Here is a 16,310-nt window from a genome sequence, read left to right on the forward strand (position 1 = left end):
GTCAGGCCGGGACCTTCAGATACCAGCCCTTGGCGCGGATGTTGATGATCTCTGCGCCGAGAGGGCGGACCATGTTGCGCGCCCGGCTGATATGCACCCTGAGGGTTACCGCCTCCATCGGCTCGTGCCAGCCAGAGAGCTTCGCGATGAGCCGTTCGAGGGTAACCGGCCGCGGTGCGACCTCGGCGAGACAATGGATCAGTTCGGCGACAGTGGGCGTCGTCTGAACGGACATTACCCCGAGCTGAACCGTGTTCGTGGGCAGATCGACTGCCATGCGTGATGTGCTCATAGCTCGAGCCCCTGTTGTCCGCCGCGCCATTCGTCGACCAAGCTGCCGAACCTGGTGTATTTCGCCTCCCGCTTGAGGATCTCCCGTCCGCCCTGGGCAAACCGAGCCTTGAGGCAGATGATCTCCGCCTTGCCCCGGACCATCTCGCGACGATCCTCGATCTCGATCTTCTTCTTGTCGGTGCGGGCCATCGCAAGCATGTGGTCGATCCACTGCTCCTCGATGTAGAGGGCGAGAAGGCCGTCAAGGTTCTCCAGTGCGCCGGCGCCGCCGTAGCAGTCGCCCCGAACCGGACGGGGATTGTCGCGCCCGCCGCCGTCGCTGTTGCGCTGCATCAGCAGGATGCCGGCATTCTCCGTCTCGACCATGAGGGCCTTCAGGTCGCCATAGACCTGATTGACGCCCTCGGCGAGCATGGTCCGGCGATCGGTGAAGCTGAGGCGCTTGGCGTGGTCGATGATGACGAGCCCGCGCCCGAACTGCCGGTTGAAGGCTCTGACCCACATGCCGATCTCGGCCGTGGTCGGACGGCCCATCTTGCGGACCAGCAGCGGCAGCTTCGCGAGCTCGTTGATAACCGAAATGCTGGCCGCGACTTCCTTCTCGCTCGCCCTGCCCTTGCGGAGATCCGATGACTGGACCGATGCGCGCTGCGAGGCTATCTGGCGATAGACGTCAGAGGGCTTCTGATCGCCGGAGAGAAAGAGGACCGGCACACCATTGCGCAGCGCATACTCGGCCGCCTGAAGCGCGAAGCTGGTCTTGCCGCCGCCGCTGTCGGCGAGGAGCCCGATGAGCCAACCATATTCGAGGTCGTCGCCGAGGACGTTGGCGATCTCGGGCAAAAACCATGGCACCGCCTCGCTCGCCTGGCGCTGATAGGCGAGGCTGATCTCCTCGATGGCCTGCTTTGCCGGATCGGTATCCTCGACCGGCTTATGGCGGCCTGCGGCCTCGGCAAAGGCCTCCTCGCAATCCTTGAGGATGTCCTCGATCTTCGCGATCGGGTTCGCCGACATCGCCATGTCGCGAATGTCTTCGGCTGCTCGAATCATCGCGCGCCGGATCGCCAGAGCTCGGATGCCCTGCGCATAGTCGACCGCATTCATCGGCAGTCCGGCTTCGGACATCAGGTGGATCAGGTATTCGATGAGCGTCCAATGCTCGACGCGGATCGACGGATCAAAGGCGCCCTTGAGCGTCACCGGGTTCGCCGGCCGGCCCTGCGAGATCAGCGCGGCCGACGCGCGCCAGATGTCCTTGTGGATCTGCAGGAAGAAGTCGTCGGCATCGACGAAGCCGGACACCCGGTCGAATATCGCCTGATCCCGCATGAGGCAGCCGATGAGCCCGATTTCGAGCTCGAGGTTCTGCGGCAAGGGAAGCGGCTCGTCATAGGGCTGGAAGGGATGGACGTTGCTCATGCTGCTCTCCGTTGCCCGGCGATCAGTGCGCGGACGTCCATTGAATTGCCCTCGACGGCGACATGACAGGCGATGCCGAAGGCGTCCGACTGGTCCATGTTCTTGATGGCGAAGCCGGCCCGAAGCCCGATCGAGCTCGCCCACATCTTCGTCTCGCGTTTCGCCCAGCCGGCGCGCTCCTTCTCAGGGGTGCCGACCGGGGCTCTGGTTGCGACGCCGCAGGTCTTGCGCCATGTCGCCGGCAGCATCCGCTTCGGTGGAACGGTGCGGATATGGTAGCGGCGGCACATGGTGTAGGCGGCGCCCTGCAGAGCCGGCAGGATGAGCATCGTATGAGGGTTCGAGGCCAGTTCCTCGACCGTCCGGCTGGCGAAGAACTCGTCAGTGATGACCCGCTTCTTCTTCGGAAGGGCGCGGAGCGGCGCCTCGATGCCAGCGAGGTCGACCCTCAGCCCCGCCTTGCGCCATTCCTTCAGCAGCGTGTCGAGCTCGTCGGAAAGCACGCCGCAGTTCTCGTGAAAGTCATCCCCGCGGCAGGCGAACGAGCCGAGCGTGACGCGCGGGAAGCGCGCCTCGCCCATTTCCTCGATGAGGCAAAATCCCGTCGATGCGGATGACAAGTCCAGCCCGAGGAAGTTCATGCTGGCCGCGCCTCCGATCTTGGGATCAGCGTGAGGGAGGCTTGCCCACGGGAACGGCCGGCCTTGGCGCGCTGGCGCTGAATATGGTTGCGGATGATCTCGCTGCCGAGCGTGGGGCCATTGAGCCAGGAGAGAGCCGCTTCGCGCGGGAATCGCCAGCGCCGGTCGGCATCGATGCTTTCAGGTGTCCGAGCCGCGGCATAGCCCCCCTGGAGGCAGAAATCCTTCATTGCCCTTGTGATGACGCCGCCCGTCGTCCCGCGAACGCGCCCGTCTTTCGGGATGCCAGCGAGATCCATGATATCGCGGGCGGTCACGGTTCCGGCGAGATCGAATGCCGCGACCGGCTTTGCCAGCTTCATCACTTCGAGGTCGCGCCGAAGCGCCGTCGCCTCCTCCATCATGAGTTCCATTCCGGCGCGAAGATCTTCCGTCTGTTTGACCACCACGCCCTTCAGGATACCGCCGAGGATAGCCTTCGACCGTTCGTCGAACTCGATCGTGCCGTGAGCGCCGCGCGCCGCAAAGCCGTCTGACCAATAGGCGGCGAGCGCGTCGTAGCATTCGCGCTGGTACGCGATGACCGTCTCCCGGATTTCAGGGCGGACGCGACCGGCGTCGATGCCGAAAAGGAACCCGTTGAGCATCTTCAGGGGGATTACTGCCGCCTGTTGTGCCCCGCCTCGTGAAGGCATTGCCGTCATGGCAACACCTTCTGACAAGACAGCGTCACGCTCCACACGGCGCCATTGTGCGGACCAATCGAGTCCCATACCTTCGACGATCGGCCTCAGCGCGACATGGGGCTGTCCTTCGACATCCACGGTGTCGATCTTGACGCCGCGAAATTCCACCACTCGAACTGCCCCGCCATGCGTGCTACCCGACATTGTCTCGTTTCCAGGTTGGTTTCGGGATGGGGCCGGGGCGGTCTCGGTCGCCAAACTTGCGACCGCCTCGGCTTTCTTTTGCTCGTGAGCACGGATTTGCCCGTCGGACGCGAGCTCGGCCGTTCCGCCATGCACGGATATCGCCGGACGAACTGGGGAAGACGAAGGTCTGCTCTTCGCCTCCGAAATCGGCAACGACGCGCGGGTGCTTGCCGCCATTCTCGACCCGGTAGGGGATGGCTACCCGGTCAAGCTCGGCGATGATTGCCCTCGCCTCTTCCGAATGAGTTGGCGTCGCGCACATGCGGGTTACTCCGCTGCGTGTGCCGCGACCTGGGCATCGTCCGGCCAAGGACCGCCGAACGGCTCCTCATCCTCGACGTCGGTCTGACCATCATCAGCTTCGTCGCCTTCGATGACCTCGGTCTCCGATTCCTCGGCCGCCTGCAGCGCGAACACGAGCTTGCGTTCCTCGGTGCCGCGGTAGTGACCCTCCAGCCAGCGCTGGCCGGCATCGGTGCTGAGATCGTGGGGATTGTGGTCGGCAGGCTCGCCAAAGCGGCCGGCGCGAAGCCCGTCGAGCTCGGCCTTCTCGTCGATCGGCGCCAGCGTCGGGGCAACCTCGAACAGATCGAGCTGCGACTTCTGCACGCCGATGCCGAGGATGTTGAGATATTGGAGGAGCTTCGTCATTTCATCGACGAATTCCTCGGCCTTCCCCGACTTCTGGATCTTCAGTGCCCGCTTGGCAGCGGCGAGGTTGACGCCCTTCGCCTCGGCCTTGGCATAGGTTGATCGCATAGAACCGTTCGTACTGGCGGCCTCATCCTGAGAGCGCCGCATCTCCGACAGGAGCACCGTGATCATGGCCTCCGGCGGCGGCACCGGCAGATTGTGTTCCTTGGGGGTCTCGGCTGCGATGTTCATGGATTTGATCTCCTTGATCTGAGCGAGGCGGGTTTCGATGCGGCGGGAGTCCTGGAGGTAGGCTTGGGTGCGGTTCGCGATCATCCGTCACCCCTCGCGGTATCGAGGTCACGGACACAGACGGCGCCTTCACGAGCCCAGCGCTGCTCGCGGGCATCGTCAGGCCGGGGCTGGATCTGCCCGGAGCGGATGCCGATCTCTCTCTGGCATGCGCGGGCGAGGGTGTAGGACTTGTGGCCGTCGTCGAGCATCAGGCGGACCTCGCTTCCAGTATTGATCGACCGATCAGCTCTGGGATTTGCGGGACGACGGCGTTGCCGATTGACTTATTTCGGTGTGTCCCATGGGGAACCCCATGACCTGTTCCGCGGTCTCTGGCACTGGATACCGTTGGCCAAGAACCAGGCTGCACCAGTCCTGCCAGTTGTTCCGCTCTGGATTTTTGACCCCACGACGTGGCGAGGTACGGCCACCCTTGAATGCTGTCGCATTCGGGGTTGGCCACAATCCAAATTCGATCCCGAAGCTGTCTGAGACCAACGTAGGAAGCTGGTATGCAATGCCACTCCGCATCATACCCGAGCGAGGCCAAGTCCCCGAGAACGCGCCCCAATCCTCGCCCAAGGAGCGCTGCAACGTTTTCCACGAGAACGAGTTTTGGTCGTAGCTCGCCAATGAGACGGGCGTATTCAGACCATAGGCCGCTGCGCCCCCCTTCAATTCCAGCGCCAGCGCCCGCAAGACTGATGTCTTGGCAAGGGAACCCTCCGCAGATGACATCGACGGCAATTCCATCGGCAGCAAGCCGGTCTGCGGTAAGTGTCCGGACGTCTTCATAAATTGGGACATTGGGCCAATGCTTCGCCAATACGTTTCGGGGAAATGCCTCGATCTCGCAGAACGCGACCGTCTCGAAGCCGCCTGTGCGTTCAAGGCCAAGCGAGAACCCGCCTATCCCTGAGAACAGATCGAGGACACGAAGCTTGCTCAACCACCCCTCCCCGCACACCGGCCGCAGCAAAACCCGCCGCGATCCGAGGACCAGCCAAAGGCCGAGATGAACCGCGCGAGCCGGCGAATGCGGCCACGGAATGAAAGTTGAGAGGGGCAGCGGTAGCAGGTGAGGATCATGTGCGCCCCGCGATCTCGCCGCCGCATGCCGCGTAGCCGGCGATGTCAATCCAGCTGTCCATGTGGCCGGGCTGGTTCTCGAGACGAGCGACCTTCATCAGGGCCATCATCATCGCGACGTCCTGCGGATCGAGCTTCGGCAGCATTACGACGGTATCGCCGCCATAGCCGTCGGCGTACCGGTTGATCAGATGCGCATTCCAGAGATTGGCGATCCGCTGGAAATTGTCCTCTGGTCGCCCGTAGTTCAGGCCGCGGCCGGCAACGGTTTCGATCGCCGTCTCAAGCAGCTTCCGTTTGGTCATGGTCGCGGGATTGCTGGTGTCGGTCACGCCGCCGCCCTCCGCTTGCCGAGCGTCACGAAGGTGCTGCGCTTCGGCTCCTTGGCCTTGACGATCATCCGCTCGCCGCATGCGCCGCAGAACCGGAACGCCCTCCCCTCCGGCACGGGATTGCCACAGACGAGCCCGGCGTGGGTGATCGGCTCGCCGGGCAGGAACGCCTTGCAGACGAACTCCCCGGCTGCCAGGAAAGTGACGGGCGTCCGGCCGGTCGGCACATATTCCCGCACCAGCGGCAGCGGCGGCAGGAATGGCGGGTCGATGAGAGAGATCGACGGCACCTTGACCTTTGCCGGCTTGCGGGGCTTGGAAGGTGCTTTCACGGCTTTGGGCTTCGGCTCGGCTTTTGGCTTCGGCGGCGCCTTCGGTCGGACATACCGGCCGAGAGCAAGGCCATTGCGAATTGCATATTGGCGCACTGCATCCGTCGCGACCGTGAGGCCGAGCTGAGCCTTAATCGCGTCCCGGATTTCCGTCGCCGACGCACCCGCCCGGCTCATTTCCGTGGCGAGGCCACCGGCCTGAGCCCAGACATCGCCGAAGCCGCCCGGCCGCCGATGCAGTTCGATCCCGTAGCATTCAACCCGGCCCGTCACGGCATCGCGGCTGATCACCTTGCCGGTCATGATAGAGAGGCCGTCGGCGATCTGCGAAGCTGACTTGCCCTCCGCCGCCATCGTGCGGGCAGCATCAACCATTTCAGCAGTCCATGTGCGGGGTCTACCCATGATCAGGCGCCTTGCTGTTGTTTTTTGAAGAGGCTGGATCTTTGAACGGGCGGATCGCCCATCAGCAGCGCCGTGAAGGACATGCCCTCGTAATTCGGCAGGCGGGACGGATGGACAAACCGATCGGGCCTGTCCGGCTCCGTCTCGGCCACCACGTCGATATCGTGCTTGCGGCAGAACATCCGGATGCCCCTGATCGTGCGTTCCGGGAACTCGCTCGCCATCTGCGGTATGGTCATCCCTGCCGCCGCAAAGCGCTCGAGCTTGGCTATCTCGGCCTTTGACCAGGCGCTGGTGCTGCTCATGTGCTTCAGGCCCCGGCCTTTGCCGTGGTCTGGCCTGTCCGTGTCAGCCCGAGGCGCTGCATGGCGCGTGATGCCGCCATATAGCCAACGCCAGTGCGGCGGGCGATTTCCGAGAGAGCGAAGCCCCGCTCATGGAGATCGACGATCATACCGTCGTTAGACGCATCCCATTGTTTCGGGTTGCGGTCGCTGCGGATGCCTTCGTCCTTGATCGCATCGAGCGCTTCCGGGTCAGCAAAGGTGATGCTGTAGCCCACTCCCCAATGCGTCGAGATGATCAGGCCGAGCGGGGCAAGCTTCGGGCGCATCTTGCAGATCATCACGTCGATGATCTTAGGCTCTGGCCAGTCACATTCCGGCCTCGCGCCATAGACTTTGTCGAACATTGCTTCCTTGGAAAGGACGCGCGGATAACTCTGCCGAAGAGCTTCGAAGAAGCAGAATTCAAGGCTGGGAAGCCGAACGGACTGCCCGCCGAACGCCACCAGCCCTTGCGCCGGATCGGTCAGAACGCGAAGCGGGTCGACCGCAGCGCCACAGCATGGGCAGGACGGGTTGTTGCTGATTTCTGGCATATCCATTCCTCACGCTGCCTGTTTGCTGTTGCGGGATTGCTCGGCCTCGCGCCGGGCCTTGGCGACCTCGCCGCGGGCGGTGGCCTCGGCGATCTTGCGAGGCAGCCCGCCGTCATATTCGGCGATGGCGGCGCGCTCGTCGTAGAGGGCCTGCTCGTCAGCGGTCCATGTCGGGGCTGGGCTCATCGCCGTCCTCCGACCACGGGGCAACGATCAGCACGAGCCGCCACGCGGACCTCATCAGCCACCGCGCGATCTTGTTCCTCGCCCTGAAGAAAACGGGCCTCGAGGCGATCGAGCCGCGCTTTGAGAAGTGCGAATTCATTGGTTGTTTCCCGTTGGTCCCGTGCGTCTGCGGCACGGCGGATGGCGTCGATCTCTTCTGCCCGGATGATCCGCGCTTCACCGCGCCAGATATCCTCGGCCCTGCCCGGCCGCATTGGCTCTTGGAGGAATGCCGACACACGCCGTGCTGCCCGGTTGATGGCAGACTTGACGGTGTCCCCGACGGGGCGGGGCTCGGCGATGGAACGAAGCAGGGACGCTGCTTCAACGCAGGGGGACATTCTGTCGATCTCCATTCGCGAAGTGACAAAAACCGAGTGCTCGGTGGGAAATACCGACAACAAAGTGCTCCGATCTGGGACTGTGGATTTGCGAGATGCACAGCCGAAACAGGTCGGAGAACTGAGATGACGGAGAAGAGCGGCGCCGCCCCGTGGAGGAGATCGGAGCGGCGCCATCACACCGGGACGCGGGGACATCAACCGGCATGAATGCGAGAGAATTGACCGCAAGGGTCGAAGTCTTGGAGGCGATCGTCGTCGAACTGGCGGCGGCGCTTTCGCCCATGGCGGCGGAGGACATCGCGGGGCGCTTGACCGGCATCGCCGGGGCCGGCGACATCGATTTCGAACTGGCCGAATGGCTGGCCGAGGATCTGGTCCGCGAGGATGACGACCTCGGACAGGCCGCGATCATCCGCGTCGATTTCCGCGCAAAGCGACGGAGAGCCATGTTTGGCCCTGTCGATGCGAGCATGGATTGAGCGACGGTCATTTCAGCGACGCCAGAAACGGCGACAGGATCAACAGAGCGGCAGCGATGCTTGCCAGGAACGTGAACCCGACGATGCAGAGTTCGTCGAAGGTCAGCCCACCATCCATGTCGGCGCGGCGCTGCGGGGTCTGGTCAGGGTCGAAGTTGTTCATGCCGCGGCTCCGACGTGTTGTGCCGCAGGCTCGGCCTTGCGCATCGCGGTCCAATCGCGGGCGCCGGTGCCGCGTTTCCAATGCCCGACAAAGACATTCCCGACAGAGAAGGGACCGGAGTCACGATGTCTCAGAAGGCCGTAGCGGCCCCGTCCGCGCTCTTCCCACTTGCCGGAAGCCTGCCAGACCGCCCACCATTCGCCGAGCGTCAGTTCCCAGCGGATACCGCGGCCGTTGGCGGCGTTGCGCTGGCGAACGTAGGCGTGCGTCGGGCCGGCGAAATCGCCCCGGCCTTGCTCGCGCATCTGCCGGTTCATCTGCAGCAGGTATTGGCGCTCGCTCTTGGTGAGGCCGAACTTCTGCATCAACCGCTCGTCCTCGGCCTTGGCTTCGGCGCGGCGCTTAGCCTCTCTTGCCGCCGCAGCTTCCTTCAGTCCGCCACGGTCAGTTTTCATGACGCCGGCCGGCCTGATGATCTGCCGAACGCGCTCTCGCGTCAGACCGTAATGCCCCCCGATTTCCTGGAGGGTCAGGCCGTCGCGATACATGGCCGCCATTGTGGTGGCCCGATCGGTGTAGCCCGCCGCAATGGCCGGGTCCTTGGCCTTCCTGCTGCCCGGCTTGCGGCCCCTCTTGAGTTCGCCTTGCACGACATCGAACACGGTCGACAATTGCTGCATCCGGCGCTCGCCGAGAAGTCGGGCAAGCGTTGGCGGAACGACGAAAACCTCGCGGGTCATCATGCTGCTGCCTCTGACGCGGTGTAAAAATCCTGAGCCCGCACATCTCCGTTCGTCTCCGCAGTGATGCGGGCCATTTGCTCGGGACGGGGGATTCGTTCGCCGTAGCGCCACTTTCGGACGGCTGCGGCCGATGCACCGATTTTCAGCCCGAACTCTTCGTTCGAGATGCGGTTTGAGCGGAGATAGTCGATGAGCTTCATATCCATCAACTACCCCATAGCGGGGTATACGTCAACCCCAAATCGGGGCGCGCGGGCCTGGGGCAGTTTGGGGCACAGTCCGCTCATGAAAAAGAACGGGTTAGCCTCTCTCCGCGCCGTGCGAGACTGGACGCAAGAGCACACGGCGATGCTCGCCGGGCTTTCGCTTGGCGGGTATCGGAAGCTCGAATACGGCGAGCGTGAGTTGAAGGCCGCCCAGATCGAAAAGTTCGCCAGGCTATTCGATGCGAGCGAAGCCGAGGTCATGGGGCGCGAGGGCCGGGCTACCGTCCCGCTTGTCGGCTATGTTGGGGCTGGAGCCGAAGCGCATTTCTATGCCTCGGCGGATGATCCCCGCGAGACGGTCGACGCACCTGACGGCGCAACGGATGACACCGTCGCGGTCGAAATCCATGGCGAAAGCTTGGGACCGCTATTCGATAGATGGATCGTTTTCTATGACGAAGTGCGAAGCCCGGTCACGCCAGACCTGATCGGCAGGCTTTGCGTCGTCGGCCTCATCGATGACCGGGTCCTGGTCAAGAAGATCCAGCGATCGCGGTCCGGCGCCTACATCCTGCTGTCGAATACCGAAGCCCCGATGGTCGATGTCGAAATCGCGTGGGCGGCGCGTGTTCGCAACATGGTCCCGAGGTAGCGGCAGGACGAACCTTCCGCCAATTGACGGAATGTTGACCGCGTGCTCGCTCGCGTGTGTCACGTGCATACATAGTCCTGAGATGATGGGGAAGGTTTCGGCCTGAGCCAGGTTTCAGATGCGCTTCGCTTACGCTGCTGAGCAGCACTGCTTCGGCCGTTGGCCTCGCGACTTCAACCTTCCGAATCTTCTTCCCGACAAACTTTCTTTGCAGCGGCAGGGAAGAAAAGAACGTCTGAGGTTGTGCACCTTTGCCCTGTGCCCGCGCGGGGGACGTTGGTTTGTCGTTCCAAAAATCGGCCCCGTCAAGGAATGAAATTCTATCGCGCGTCCGTACGCACGGAGAATAGAGCACGTGCGCGAGCGCGCAGAATGACCGTGTCCGATCGGTAGCAGGATTTTTCAGCCGCCGCCCGAAATACCGCCTCCAACAAAAAGTTCACGCATGCCCCATTGCGGGGTTGCATTGTTCCCCATTGCGGGGTACAACGTCCCCATCAACCGCAGCCGCCACGGCGCAGCGATGAGGGGAACCGCAAATGACCACGCTTCCGTTCGATGCCGAGCTCCCGCTCTGGTTCAACACCGAATGTGCTGTCGCAGGATGCGTCTCGACAGACGACGGTACCTCGGCCCCGTATTTCCGCATCGAGACTGTCAGCGTTGCCGGCGAAGACATCCGTCCGTCTATGCAGCACCGGCCTGCGGATGAATTGCGCGCGCTGTTCAACGTTGTCACCGCATCGCTGATTGCGCAGCAAGTGAACGACCCGAGCAACAGGTATGGCCGAGATCTTCTCGATGACGCCAAGCGCATCGAGAAGGACTGGCGCGCTGATGCCATGCGCGATTTCCGCGAAGCCGCCGAGTAGTCCGCCGCGTCCGGTCAACCGCCGCACAGCGGCTCACAGCGAGGCAATCAGATGCTCACCTTCGCCTTTCTCATCCTCTCGGTCTCATCGGGCTTCTACGCCTTGCTGATCGCGCTGCGCATCCCGGTCAACGCGCCCGACGACTATCGCGAGACCGTCGGCATCATCACGCTGGTGATGGTCGCCATCGCGCTCTGTGCCGCCTTTGCCGGCGGGTATGGGGTGCAGTGATGGGGACGTTTCCCATCATCAGCACCGGCGACGCGACCGCCGACGACATTCTCCGGGCTCACGATGCGGTGTTGCGTGCAATGCCGAGTGCCGCCGACCGGGCAATGGAACTGGCCGCCGTGATCCAGCGCCAAGAGAGCACGATCGACGCCCTCATGGTGGCAGGTCAACACGAGGCGCGCCGGACGCACGAGCTGGTTGCCGGTCGCCTTCGCCTCTGGCTGCGACACGCCCGGTCGGCGGACCTCGACGCTCTCGGCCAGGACATCATCGAAGGGCGGAGGCAATCAGCGTAGCCATGAAACCATTGCCGTCAGCAGAGACTATTCGAGAGCGCCTAGAATATGACCCGAACACAGGGTTGTTAACTTGGAAGACTGACAGAAATAACGTCATCCCCGCCGGTTCAGTTGCTGGTCATCTTCGAAAGAATGGTTACGTCGGGGTCAAGTTTTCGGGGCGCTGGTTCAGTGCCCATCGGCTGGCGTGGCTAATTTATTACGGCTCGTGGCCGACGCTCGACATAGACCACAAAAACTGCGTGCCCTCTGATAACCGCATTGCCAATCTTCGTCAGGCGACGAAACGCCAGAATATTCAAAACCAGAGACTATGCTCGCGTAATACGAGCGGTTTTAAGGGAGTCACTTGGCATAGGAAGTGCAAAAAGTGGCAAGCCCAAATAAAAACCGGGGGCAAGACTATTCATCTTGGGATTTATAGTGACATTGTGGCCGCAAAGGCAGCCTACGACGCCGCCTGCGCTATTTATCACGGCGAATTTGCGAGGTCGGCATGACCCACGGCGACGCCCTTCTCTGGCTCTGCATCGGCCTGAGCGCTCTGGCGGTCCTCTCATGCATCGTTGTCGCGGCGCATCGGAGCTTCGGCAGCCGGTCGGCGGATCGCACGGAATACGACGCCTATTGGCGCGACGGCGAGCGCTGAACACCCTTCAAGGACCACCGACATGATCACCGCCATCAACGCGCCGTCTGGCCTCATCGATACCGCCGGCTGCTATGCCGATCTCGACATCGATCGTTATCACGGCCAGTGCACCGAAGGCCCGAGCATTTCCTCGAGCGGCCTCCGCACGATCTTCACCGACAGCCCGGCCCATTATTGGGTCGGCTCGTCGCTCAACCCGAACCGCGTCGGCGAAGACCAGAGCGAAGCGCTCATCCTTGGTCGCGCTGCACATCATCTTCTGCTCGGCGAGAAGGACTTCGGCCGCCTGTTCTCCGTCCGGCCCGATAAATGGGATTCGTGGCGCAGCGATGCGGCCAAGGCATGGAGGGCGGACGAGGAAGAGGCCGGTCGCACCGTGCTCCTGCCGGGCCAGTTGCAGACCATCAAGGGAATGCATGCCGCGCTCAAGGAGCACCCGCTCATCGGCGGCGCTCAGGGACGCATTCTCGACGGCGCGATCGAGCAAAGCCTGATCTGGCAAGACCCGATGACGGGCATCTGGCTCAAGGCCCGCCCCGATGCGATCCCGACGGCCTCAGGCGATTTCGCCGACCTCAAGACCGCAGCCAGCGTCGCGCCGGAAGACCTGTCCCGCGCCGTCTCCGATCGCCGGTACGACATGCAGGCCGCACTGGTGAAGTGGGCCGCGAAGGCTGTGCTCGACATCGACATGACCGATTTCGCACTGGTTTTCGTCGAAAAATGCCCCCCGCATTGCGTCGAGATCCGCGTGATCCGACCGGACGATATCGCCGAGGCCGAGAACGATCTCCGCGCCGCGCTCCAGCTCTTCGCCAAGTGCCTAAAGAGCGGTCGGTGGCCGGGCCCTGGCGGCTCCCTTTCCGATCTCGCCCCGGTCGGACTTTCAGAATTCGCGCGCCGCCGTGCTGCGGATCGCCGTGCCTTCATTCAGCAGGAGATTGCAGCGTGACCCAGGTCGCCACCATCACTGAGCAGCCCCGTCCGTCGCGCCAATTCCTCGAGGTCTCCGACGCGATCCCAGTCCTCGACACGGCGAGGTTCGAGCACATGCACCGCATAGCGACCGTGATGGCCAAGTCGAGCCTCCTGCCGAAGACGTTGACGTCAATCGGCAAGAAGGACGAGGAAGAGCCGCTGCCCTACGAGCAGGTTCTGGCCAACGCCTTCCTCGTGGTGAACCAAGCCGTCCGTTGGGGCCTAGATCCCTTCAGCGTGGCGCAGTGCGTATCCGTCGTTCACGGCAAGCTCTGCTACGAGGGCAAGCTCGTCGCCGCAGTGATCGAGGCGAAGGCGGGCATTCGCCTGCACCACCATCTGGACGGGAACGGCGAGGCCCGGCGCATCTATTTGTCCGATGTCGCCTTCACGGCCGAGATCATTGCCATCCTATCGCCCGGCATTCGGCTTCCCGGCATGCGCCTGTTCGACGGCTCGGTCTCGGAATGGAAGACGACCGGCCTCGGCTCTCCGTGGAAAGCGACGAACTTCGACCGGATGCTGATCTATCGCGGCACCCGCGACTGGACGCGCATTTACGAGCCGGCCCTCATGCTCGGCGTCTACACCGAAGACGAAATGATGGATCTCGCCGACAACGCCCGCGCAGCTCGCGCTAAGCCGATTGGGGGCATGGCCGAGCGCCTTGCCGCGTCCAAGGGCGATGGCGGCTTCTCAACCGCGCGCGTCGAGACCGAGATCGCGGCCGCAGTAATCAGCAGCAACAGCAAGGAGGAGCCGCACCAGCACCATGCAAGCGCCCCGGCGGCAGAAGCCGAGACCCCAGACCAGAGCCACAATGCCCCGGAGAGCCGCGAGGACCGCGAGACTGTCGCGACCGAAGCCACGCCAACTACAGGCGAAACAGCGGCAACCTCATCGAACCTGTCCGAGCCGGTAGAAGGCGAAGACGGAAGAGCGGAGAGGGGGACGGTCGCACCCCGTCTTTCCCTCTCCGCTGATGACCGCGCGTTCCTCGGCCGGTTCGCCACTGCGCTTCGACCCGGCACGGACAGTAAGGAGCTGTTCGATCTTCGCCAGAAGTTCGGCAAGGCGGCCGGGATGTGGCCGTCACCCGGCACCGACCTGCGCAAGGGCATCGAGAAGATCTACGCGATCGAGACCAGCCGCGCCGTCGGCGAGTTCGGCCCCGAGGATGCCGACGCTCGGGTCGAGGACTTGCTGTCATGAGCAGACGGGAATTCCCCGCCAAGATCCGCCAGCAGGCATTCGCCAGGTCTCAGGGGAATTGCGAGAGCTGCGGCGCGCATCTCTACCCCGGCAAGTTCGCCTACGACCACGTCATTCCTGATGCGCTTGGCGGCGAGCCAGTTCTGACCAACTGCGAAGTGCTTTGCGACAACTGCCATGGCGCAAAGACGACCGGCACGGACGTTCCGCGCATCGCCAAGGCCCGGAACCAGCAGCGGTCATACATCGACGCCAAGACCCGGAAAGGCCGCCCCATGCCAGGGACGAAAGCTTCCGGACTCCGCAAGAAGATGAACGGAACCGTCGAGCGCTGGTAGCGCCCCCACCAGTATCAACCGCAGCCGATACGGCCAGTGAAGATGGAGATGTGAGATGGGTGAGATCGCGGAGATGATGCTTGACGGTACGCTTTGCGAGGGTTGCGGAGCGTATCTCGATGGCGAGGGGGATGGCATCCCCCGCTATTGCTCGCGCGAGTGCGCGTCCGACCGCGGTGCCCAAGACCGTCTCCCGCTGACCCGAAAGCAGCGGGCCGACCGCTCGATAGACCTCGGTGAAATTGTCATGAAAAAGGCCGGCGGGCTGCCGGAGCAAGCGCACAAGCCTTGGCTTTGCGAGTGCGGCCAACGCTTCCGGCTCGAAAGTGGCGCTCGTCAGCACTGGCGAGACAGTCATGGCCGCCATGCCGGCACGTCGGGCATGAAGTAATCAGCACAATTGAGGGGAATGATGATGCGGATTTGGTTCGACACCGAGTTCATCGAAGACGGCAAGACCATCGATCTCGTCTCGATCGGCATGGCCCGTGAGGACGGCGCTACCTACTATGCCGAGTGCGCCGAGGCCGACTTGTCGCGCTGTGACGACTGGTTCACCGAGAACGTCATTCCGCATCTGACGGGCATCAGGGCGCCCCGCAGGCAGATCGCCGCCGACATCGTGGCGTTCGCTGGCACCAAGCCGGAGTTCTGGGCCTACTATTCAGACTACGATTGGGTGTGTCTCTGCCAGCTCTATGGTCGGATGATCGACCTGCCCGACGGCTGGCCCATGTTCTGCCTCGATCTCAAGCAGATGGCCGTGGCGTTCGGCAGCCCGAAGCTGCCAGAGCAAGCCAGCGTGGAGCACAACGCCCTGACGGACGCCGTCTGGACCCGCGAGGCGTGGGACTTCCTCCACGCGAAGACTGCAGGCCCGGCTATCGCCGCCGCCATCACCAAGGCCACCACCCCATGATCGCCACCCTGATCATCACCAACCGCCACACCGGCGCTGTGTCGCGCAAGTCCTACGACCGTAACTGCGCTGTGGAGCATGCATTCATGCAGATGGACATGGCAAGGGCAAGAGCAGCCGGGCACCGGGTTGATCTCGTCATGACGAATGCGAAGGAGAAGGCGTGATGGCAGGCGTGTTTATCGTGACCTACGAGCTTTCCGGCGACTCTGCCGAGATAGCCGAAGCCCACTATGCGAAGATCAAGTCATCCCTGAAAGGTCAGGCCGAGGTCGTCGCTAAATTTGGCGCAACGAAGTTCCGCCCTGATCATATCGGAGGGATCGGGTCCCTCTTTCTGTCGGGGAACAAAGCCCCGATAGGATGGAAGACCGTTCGCCGGCACGCGGATGGGATCGAGGCTGCCCCGAACTACGCTACCAAATCTGGCAGAGAAGCGTTGCAGGAGCTTGCCGAGGCGCCGCGCGCTCCAACGAGCGTTGACCTCGCGCGCTCCCTCGGCTGGGCGAATGGAATGGTCGTCGACGAGGACCGCGCTTGCGTCTGCTTTGCTACGGATACGCGCGTCGAAAAGCCGGAACGCCGCATTTTTGTCAGGCTCCCGCGCAAAGCCGACGACGGGTGGGCGCCGCCCTCATCGATGACAGAAGTATCAGAAGGCGAGTTCATGCGCGCGCTGGCTGATCACAATGCAGCAGTCGCTTTGGCCCGCGCCGCCCTCTCCACCGAGGCGGAGTAACCAG

General features: G+C 63.2%; 29 protein-coding genes. 14 read left to right on the forward strand and 15 right to left on the reverse strand.

The features are described 5' to 3' along the window. Position 1: 1 nt before the first annotated feature. The 12 genes from LB518_RS22860 to LB518_RS22915 form a co-directional block, all read right to left on the reverse strand. Positions 2-292, reverse strand: a complete 291-nt coding sequence (locus tag LB518_RS22860) for a helix-turn-helix domain-containing protein (RefSeq protein WP_224580143.1) — start codon at positions 290-292, stop codon at positions 2-4. Then, on the reverse strand, positions 289-1,716 hold the full coding sequence (locus tag LB518_RS22865; protein WP_224580144.1) for a replicative DNA helicase: 1,428 nt from the start codon (positions 1,714-1,716) through the stop codon (positions 289-291). Before LB518_RS22865 ends, LB518_RS22860 begins: the two co-directional genes overlap by 4 nt. Beyond that, positions 1,713-2,357 carry a hypothetical protein gene (locus LB518_RS22870; RefSeq protein WP_224580145.1) on the reverse strand — a complete coding sequence of 215 codons (645 nt, stop codon included), beginning with the start codon at positions 2,355-2,357 and terminating at the stop codon, positions 1,713-1,715. The genes LB518_RS22865 and LB518_RS22870 overlap by 4 nt, the downstream gene beginning before the upstream one ends. Continuing rightward, positions 2,354-3,466: a phage antirepressor N-terminal domain-containing protein gene (locus LB518_RS22875; RefSeq protein WP_224580146.1), complete on the reverse strand. Its 1,113-nt coding sequence runs from the start codon at positions 3,464-3,466 to the stop codon at positions 2,354-2,356. The genes LB518_RS22870 and LB518_RS22875 overlap by 4 nt, the downstream gene beginning before the upstream one ends. A 90-nt stretch (positions 3,467-3,556) precedes the next feature. Then, positions 3,557-4,174, reverse strand: coding sequence for a hypothetical protein (locus LB518_RS22880; protein ID WP_224580147.1), 618 nt, complete (start codon positions 4,172-4,174; stop codon positions 3,557-3,559). Between the two features lie 250 nt (positions 4,175-4,424). After that, positions 4,425-5,183, reverse strand: coding sequence for a DNA cytosine methyltransferase (locus LB518_RS22885; protein ID WP_224580188.1), 759 nt, complete (start codon positions 5,181-5,183; stop codon positions 4,425-4,427). Positions 5,184-5,301: 118 nt separating this feature from the next. After that, a complete protein-coding gene (locus tag LB518_RS22890; RefSeq protein WP_224580148.1) occupies positions 5,302-5,637 on the reverse strand; it encodes a DUF6378 domain-containing protein in 336 nt (111 codons plus the stop codon). Beyond that, entirely contained in the window at positions 5,634-6,344 is a 711-nt protein-coding gene (locus tag LB518_RS22895; RefSeq protein WP_224580149.1) for a hypothetical protein, read from the reverse strand. The genes LB518_RS22890 and LB518_RS22895 overlap by 4 nt, the downstream gene beginning before the upstream one ends. A 32-nt stretch (positions 6,345-6,376) precedes the next feature. Next, positions 6,377-6,679 carry a hypothetical protein gene (locus LB518_RS22900; RefSeq protein ID WP_224580150.1) on the reverse strand — a complete coding sequence of 101 codons (303 nt, stop codon included), beginning with the start codon at positions 6,677-6,679 and terminating at the stop codon, positions 6,377-6,379. Between the two features lie 5 nt (positions 6,680-6,684). After that, entirely contained in the window at positions 6,685-7,254 is a 570-nt protein-coding gene (locus LB518_RS22905; protein WP_224580151.1) for a winged helix-turn-helix domain-containing protein, read from the reverse strand. Between the two features lie 9 nt (positions 7,255-7,263). After that, positions 7,264-7,440: a hypothetical protein gene (locus LB518_RS22910; protein ID WP_224580152.1), complete on the reverse strand. Its 177-nt coding sequence runs from the start codon at positions 7,438-7,440 to the stop codon at positions 7,264-7,266. Next, positions 7,437-7,880, reverse strand: a complete 444-nt coding sequence (locus LB518_RS22915) for a hypothetical protein (protein ID WP_224580153.1) — start codon at positions 7,878-7,880, stop codon at positions 7,437-7,439. The genes LB518_RS22910 and LB518_RS22915 overlap by 4 nt, the downstream gene beginning before the upstream one ends. A gap of 161 nt (positions 7,881-8,041) precedes the next feature. On the opposite strand from LB518_RS22915, the gene LB518_RS22920 reads away from it, so the two are divergent. Continuing rightward, the gene (locus LB518_RS22920; RefSeq protein WP_224580154.1) at positions 8,042-8,302 is read left to right on the forward strand and encodes a hypothetical protein; all 261 of its coding nucleotides are present in this window, start codon (positions 8,042-8,044) and stop codon (positions 8,300-8,302) included. 7 nt (positions 8,303-8,309) lie between these two features. On the opposite strand, the gene LB518_RS22925 is transcribed toward LB518_RS22920, so the two are convergent. The 3 genes from LB518_RS22925 to LB518_RS22935 are packed head-to-tail and all read right to left on the reverse strand — an operon-like array spanning position 8,310 to position 9,414. Continuing rightward, complete coding sequence (locus LB518_RS22925) at positions 8,310-8,465, reverse strand: hypothetical protein (RefSeq protein ID WP_224580155.1); 156 nt, start codon at positions 8,463-8,465, stop codon at positions 8,310-8,312. Next, complete coding sequence (locus LB518_RS22930; protein ID WP_224580156.1) at positions 8,462-9,208, reverse strand: sigma factor-like helix-turn-helix DNA-binding protein; 747 nt, start codon at positions 9,206-9,208, stop codon at positions 8,462-8,464. The genes LB518_RS22925 and LB518_RS22930 overlap by 4 nt, the downstream gene beginning before the upstream one ends. Further along, positions 9,205-9,414: a hypothetical protein gene (locus LB518_RS22935; RefSeq protein WP_224580157.1), complete on the reverse strand. Its 210-nt coding sequence runs from the start codon at positions 9,412-9,414 to the stop codon at positions 9,205-9,207. Before LB518_RS22935 ends, LB518_RS22930 begins: the two co-directional genes overlap by 4 nt. Between LB518_RS22935 and LB518_RS22940 the strand changes: the two genes are divergently transcribed. The 13 genes from LB518_RS22940 to LB518_RS23000 all read left to right on the forward strand — a co-directional run bounded on the left by LB518_RS22940 (position 9,398) and on the right by LB518_RS23000 (position 16,306). Next, positions 9,398-10,066, forward strand: coding sequence for an XRE family transcriptional regulator (locus LB518_RS22940; RefSeq protein ID WP_224580158.1), 669 nt, complete (start codon positions 9,398-9,400; stop codon positions 10,064-10,066). The two genes, LB518_RS22935 and LB518_RS22940, sit on opposite strands and share 17 nt — an antisense overlap. 539 nt (positions 10,067-10,605) lie before the next feature. Continuing rightward, positions 10,606-10,938: a hypothetical protein gene (locus LB518_RS22945; protein ID WP_224580159.1), complete on the forward strand. Its 333-nt coding sequence runs from the start codon at positions 10,606-10,608 to the stop codon at positions 10,936-10,938. Positions 10,939-10,989: 51 nt separating this feature from the next. Next, complete coding sequence (locus tag LB518_RS22950; protein WP_224580160.1) at positions 10,990-11,169, forward strand: hypothetical protein; 180 nt, start codon at positions 10,990-10,992, stop codon at positions 11,167-11,169. Further along, entirely contained in the window at positions 11,166-11,465 is a 300-nt protein-coding gene (locus LB518_RS22955) for a hypothetical protein (RefSeq protein ID WP_224580161.1), read from the forward strand. The genes LB518_RS22950 and LB518_RS22955 overlap by 4 nt, the downstream gene beginning before the upstream one ends. A gap of 2 nt (positions 11,466-11,467) precedes the next feature. Next, positions 11,468-11,968, forward strand: coding sequence for an HNH endonuclease (locus LB518_RS22960; protein ID WP_224580162.1), 501 nt, complete (start codon positions 11,468-11,470; stop codon positions 11,966-11,968). Next, a complete protein-coding gene (locus LB518_RS22965; RefSeq protein ID WP_224580163.1) occupies positions 11,965-12,117 on the forward strand; it encodes a hypothetical protein in 153 nt (50 codons plus the stop codon). The genes LB518_RS22960 and LB518_RS22965 overlap by 4 nt, the downstream gene beginning before the upstream one ends. Before the next feature lie 22 nt (positions 12,118-12,139). Continuing rightward, positions 12,140-13,072: a PD-(D/E)XK nuclease-like domain-containing protein gene (locus LB518_RS22970; RefSeq protein WP_224580164.1), complete on the forward strand. Its 933-nt coding sequence runs from the start codon at positions 12,140-12,142 to the stop codon at positions 13,070-13,072. Next, the gene (locus tag LB518_RS22975; RefSeq protein ID WP_224580165.1) at positions 12,958-14,310 is read left to right on the forward strand and encodes a recombinase family protein; all 1,353 of its coding nucleotides are present in this window, start codon (positions 12,958-12,960) and stop codon (positions 14,308-14,310) included. Before LB518_RS22970 ends, LB518_RS22975 begins: the two co-directional genes overlap by 115 nt. Continuing rightward, complete coding sequence (locus LB518_RS22980) at positions 14,307-14,648, forward strand: HNH endonuclease (RefSeq protein WP_224580166.1); 342 nt, start codon at positions 14,307-14,309, stop codon at positions 14,646-14,648. The genes LB518_RS22975 and LB518_RS22980 overlap by 4 nt, the downstream gene beginning before the upstream one ends. A 55-nt stretch (positions 14,649-14,703) precedes the next feature. Then, entirely contained in the window at positions 14,704-15,039 is a 336-nt protein-coding gene (locus tag LB518_RS22985) for a hypothetical protein (protein ID WP_224580167.1), read from the forward strand. A gap of 24 nt (positions 15,040-15,063) precedes the next feature. Then, positions 15,064-15,567, forward strand: a complete 504-nt coding sequence (locus LB518_RS22990) for a 3'-5' exoribonuclease domain-containing protein (protein ID WP_224580168.1) — start codon at positions 15,064-15,066, stop codon at positions 15,565-15,567. Beyond that, positions 15,564-15,734, forward strand: a complete 171-nt coding sequence (locus LB518_RS22995; protein WP_224580169.1) for a hypothetical protein — start codon at positions 15,564-15,566, stop codon at positions 15,732-15,734. The genes LB518_RS22990 and LB518_RS22995 overlap by 4 nt, the downstream gene beginning before the upstream one ends. Then, positions 15,734-16,306 (forward strand): hypothetical protein, encoded by a 573-nt coding sequence (locus LB518_RS23000; protein ID WP_224580170.1) that lies wholly within the window; start codon positions 15,734-15,736, stop codon positions 16,304-16,306. The genes LB518_RS22995 and LB518_RS23000 overlap by 1 nt, the downstream gene beginning before the upstream one ends. The last annotated feature ends 4 nt before the right edge of the window (positions 16,307-16,310 follow it).

This window comes from Mesorhizobium sp. BR1-1-16 (assembly GCF_020165495.1).
Classification (GTDB): Bacteria; Pseudomonadota; Alphaproteobacteria; order Rhizobiales; family Kaistiaceae; genus Kaistia.

Bases quoted from the DNA above. Each gene is read 5' to 3' on its own strand.
- LB518_RS22940 (WP_224580158.1), top strand. From the start codon at position 9,398: ATGAGCTTCATATCCATCAACTACCCCATAGCGGGGTATACGTCAACC.
- LB518_RS22865 (WP_224580144.1), bottom strand. From the start codon at position 1,716: ATGAGCAACGTCCATCCCTTCCAGCCCTATGACGAGCCGCTTCCCTTG.
- LB518_RS22870 (WP_224580145.1), bottom strand. From the start codon at position 2,357: ATGAACTTCCTCGGGCTGGACTTGTCATCCGCATCGACGGGATTTTGC.
- LB518_RS22860 (WP_224580143.1), bottom strand. From the start codon at position 292: ATGAGCACATCACGCATGGCAGTCGATCTGCCCACGAACACGGTTCAG.
- LB518_RS22900 (WP_224580150.1), bottom strand. From the start codon at position 6,679: ATGAGCAGCACCAGCGCCTGGTCAAAGGCCGAGATAGCCAAGCTCGAG.
- LB518_RS22995 (WP_224580169.1), top strand. From the start codon at position 15,564: ATGATCGCCACCCTGATCATCACCAACCGCCACACCGGCGCTGTGTCG.
- LB518_RS22990 (WP_224580168.1), top strand. From the start codon at position 15,064: ATGCGGATTTGGTTCGACACCGAGTTCATCGAAGACGGCAAGACCATC.
- LB518_RS22935 (WP_224580157.1), bottom strand. From the start codon at position 9,414: ATGGATATGAAGCTCATCGACTATCTCCGCTCAAACCGCATCTCGAAC.
- LB518_RS22970 (WP_224580164.1), top strand. From the start codon at position 12,140: ATGATCACCGCCATCAACGCGCCGTCTGGCCTCATCGATACCGCCGGC.
- LB518_RS22905 (WP_224580151.1), bottom strand. From the start codon at position 7,254: ATGCCAGAAATCAGCAACAACCCGTCCTGCCCATGCTGTGGCGCTGCG.
- LB518_RS22875 (WP_224580146.1), bottom strand. From the start codon at position 3,466: ATGGCGGCAAGCACCCGCGCGTCGTTGCCGATTTCGGAGGCGAAGAGC.
- LB518_RS22930 (WP_224580156.1), bottom strand. From the start codon at position 9,208: ATGATGACCCGCGAGGTTTTCGTCGTTCCGCCAACGCTTGCCCGACTT.
- LB518_RS22925 (WP_224580155.1), bottom strand. From the start codon at position 8,465: ATGAACAACTTCGACCCTGACCAGACCCCGCAGCGCCGCGCCGACATG.
- LB518_RS22960 (WP_224580162.1), top strand. From the start codon at position 11,468: ATGAAACCATTGCCGTCAGCAGAGACTATTCGAGAGCGCCTAGAATAT.
- LB518_RS22895 (WP_224580149.1), bottom strand. From the start codon at position 6,344: ATGGTTGATGCTGCCCGCACGATGGCGGCGGAGGGCAAGTCAGCTTCG.
- LB518_RS22950 (WP_224580160.1), top strand. From the start codon at position 10,990: ATGCTCACCTTCGCCTTTCTCATCCTCTCGGTCTCATCGGGCTTCTAC.
- LB518_RS22945 (WP_224580159.1), top strand. From the start codon at position 10,606: ATGACCACGCTTCCGTTCGATGCCGAGCTCCCGCTCTGGTTCAACACC.
- LB518_RS22985 (WP_224580167.1), top strand. From the start codon at position 14,704: ATGGGTGAGATCGCGGAGATGATGCTTGACGGTACGCTTTGCGAGGGT.
- LB518_RS22880 (WP_224580147.1), bottom strand. From the start codon at position 4,174: ATGAACATCGCAGCCGAGACCCCCAAGGAACACAATCTGCCGGTGCCG.
- LB518_RS23000 (WP_224580170.1), top strand. From the start codon at position 15,734: ATGGCAGGCGTGTTTATCGTGACCTACGAGCTTTCCGGCGACTCTGCC.
- LB518_RS22910 (WP_224580152.1), bottom strand. From the start codon at position 7,440: ATGAGCCCAGCCCCGACATGGACCGCTGACGAGCAGGCCCTCTACGAC.
- LB518_RS22965 (WP_224580163.1), top strand. From the start codon at position 11,965: ATGACCCACGGCGACGCCCTTCTCTGGCTCTGCATCGGCCTGAGCGCT.
- LB518_RS22980 (WP_224580166.1), top strand. From the start codon at position 14,307: ATGAGCAGACGGGAATTCCCCGCCAAGATCCGCCAGCAGGCATTCGCC.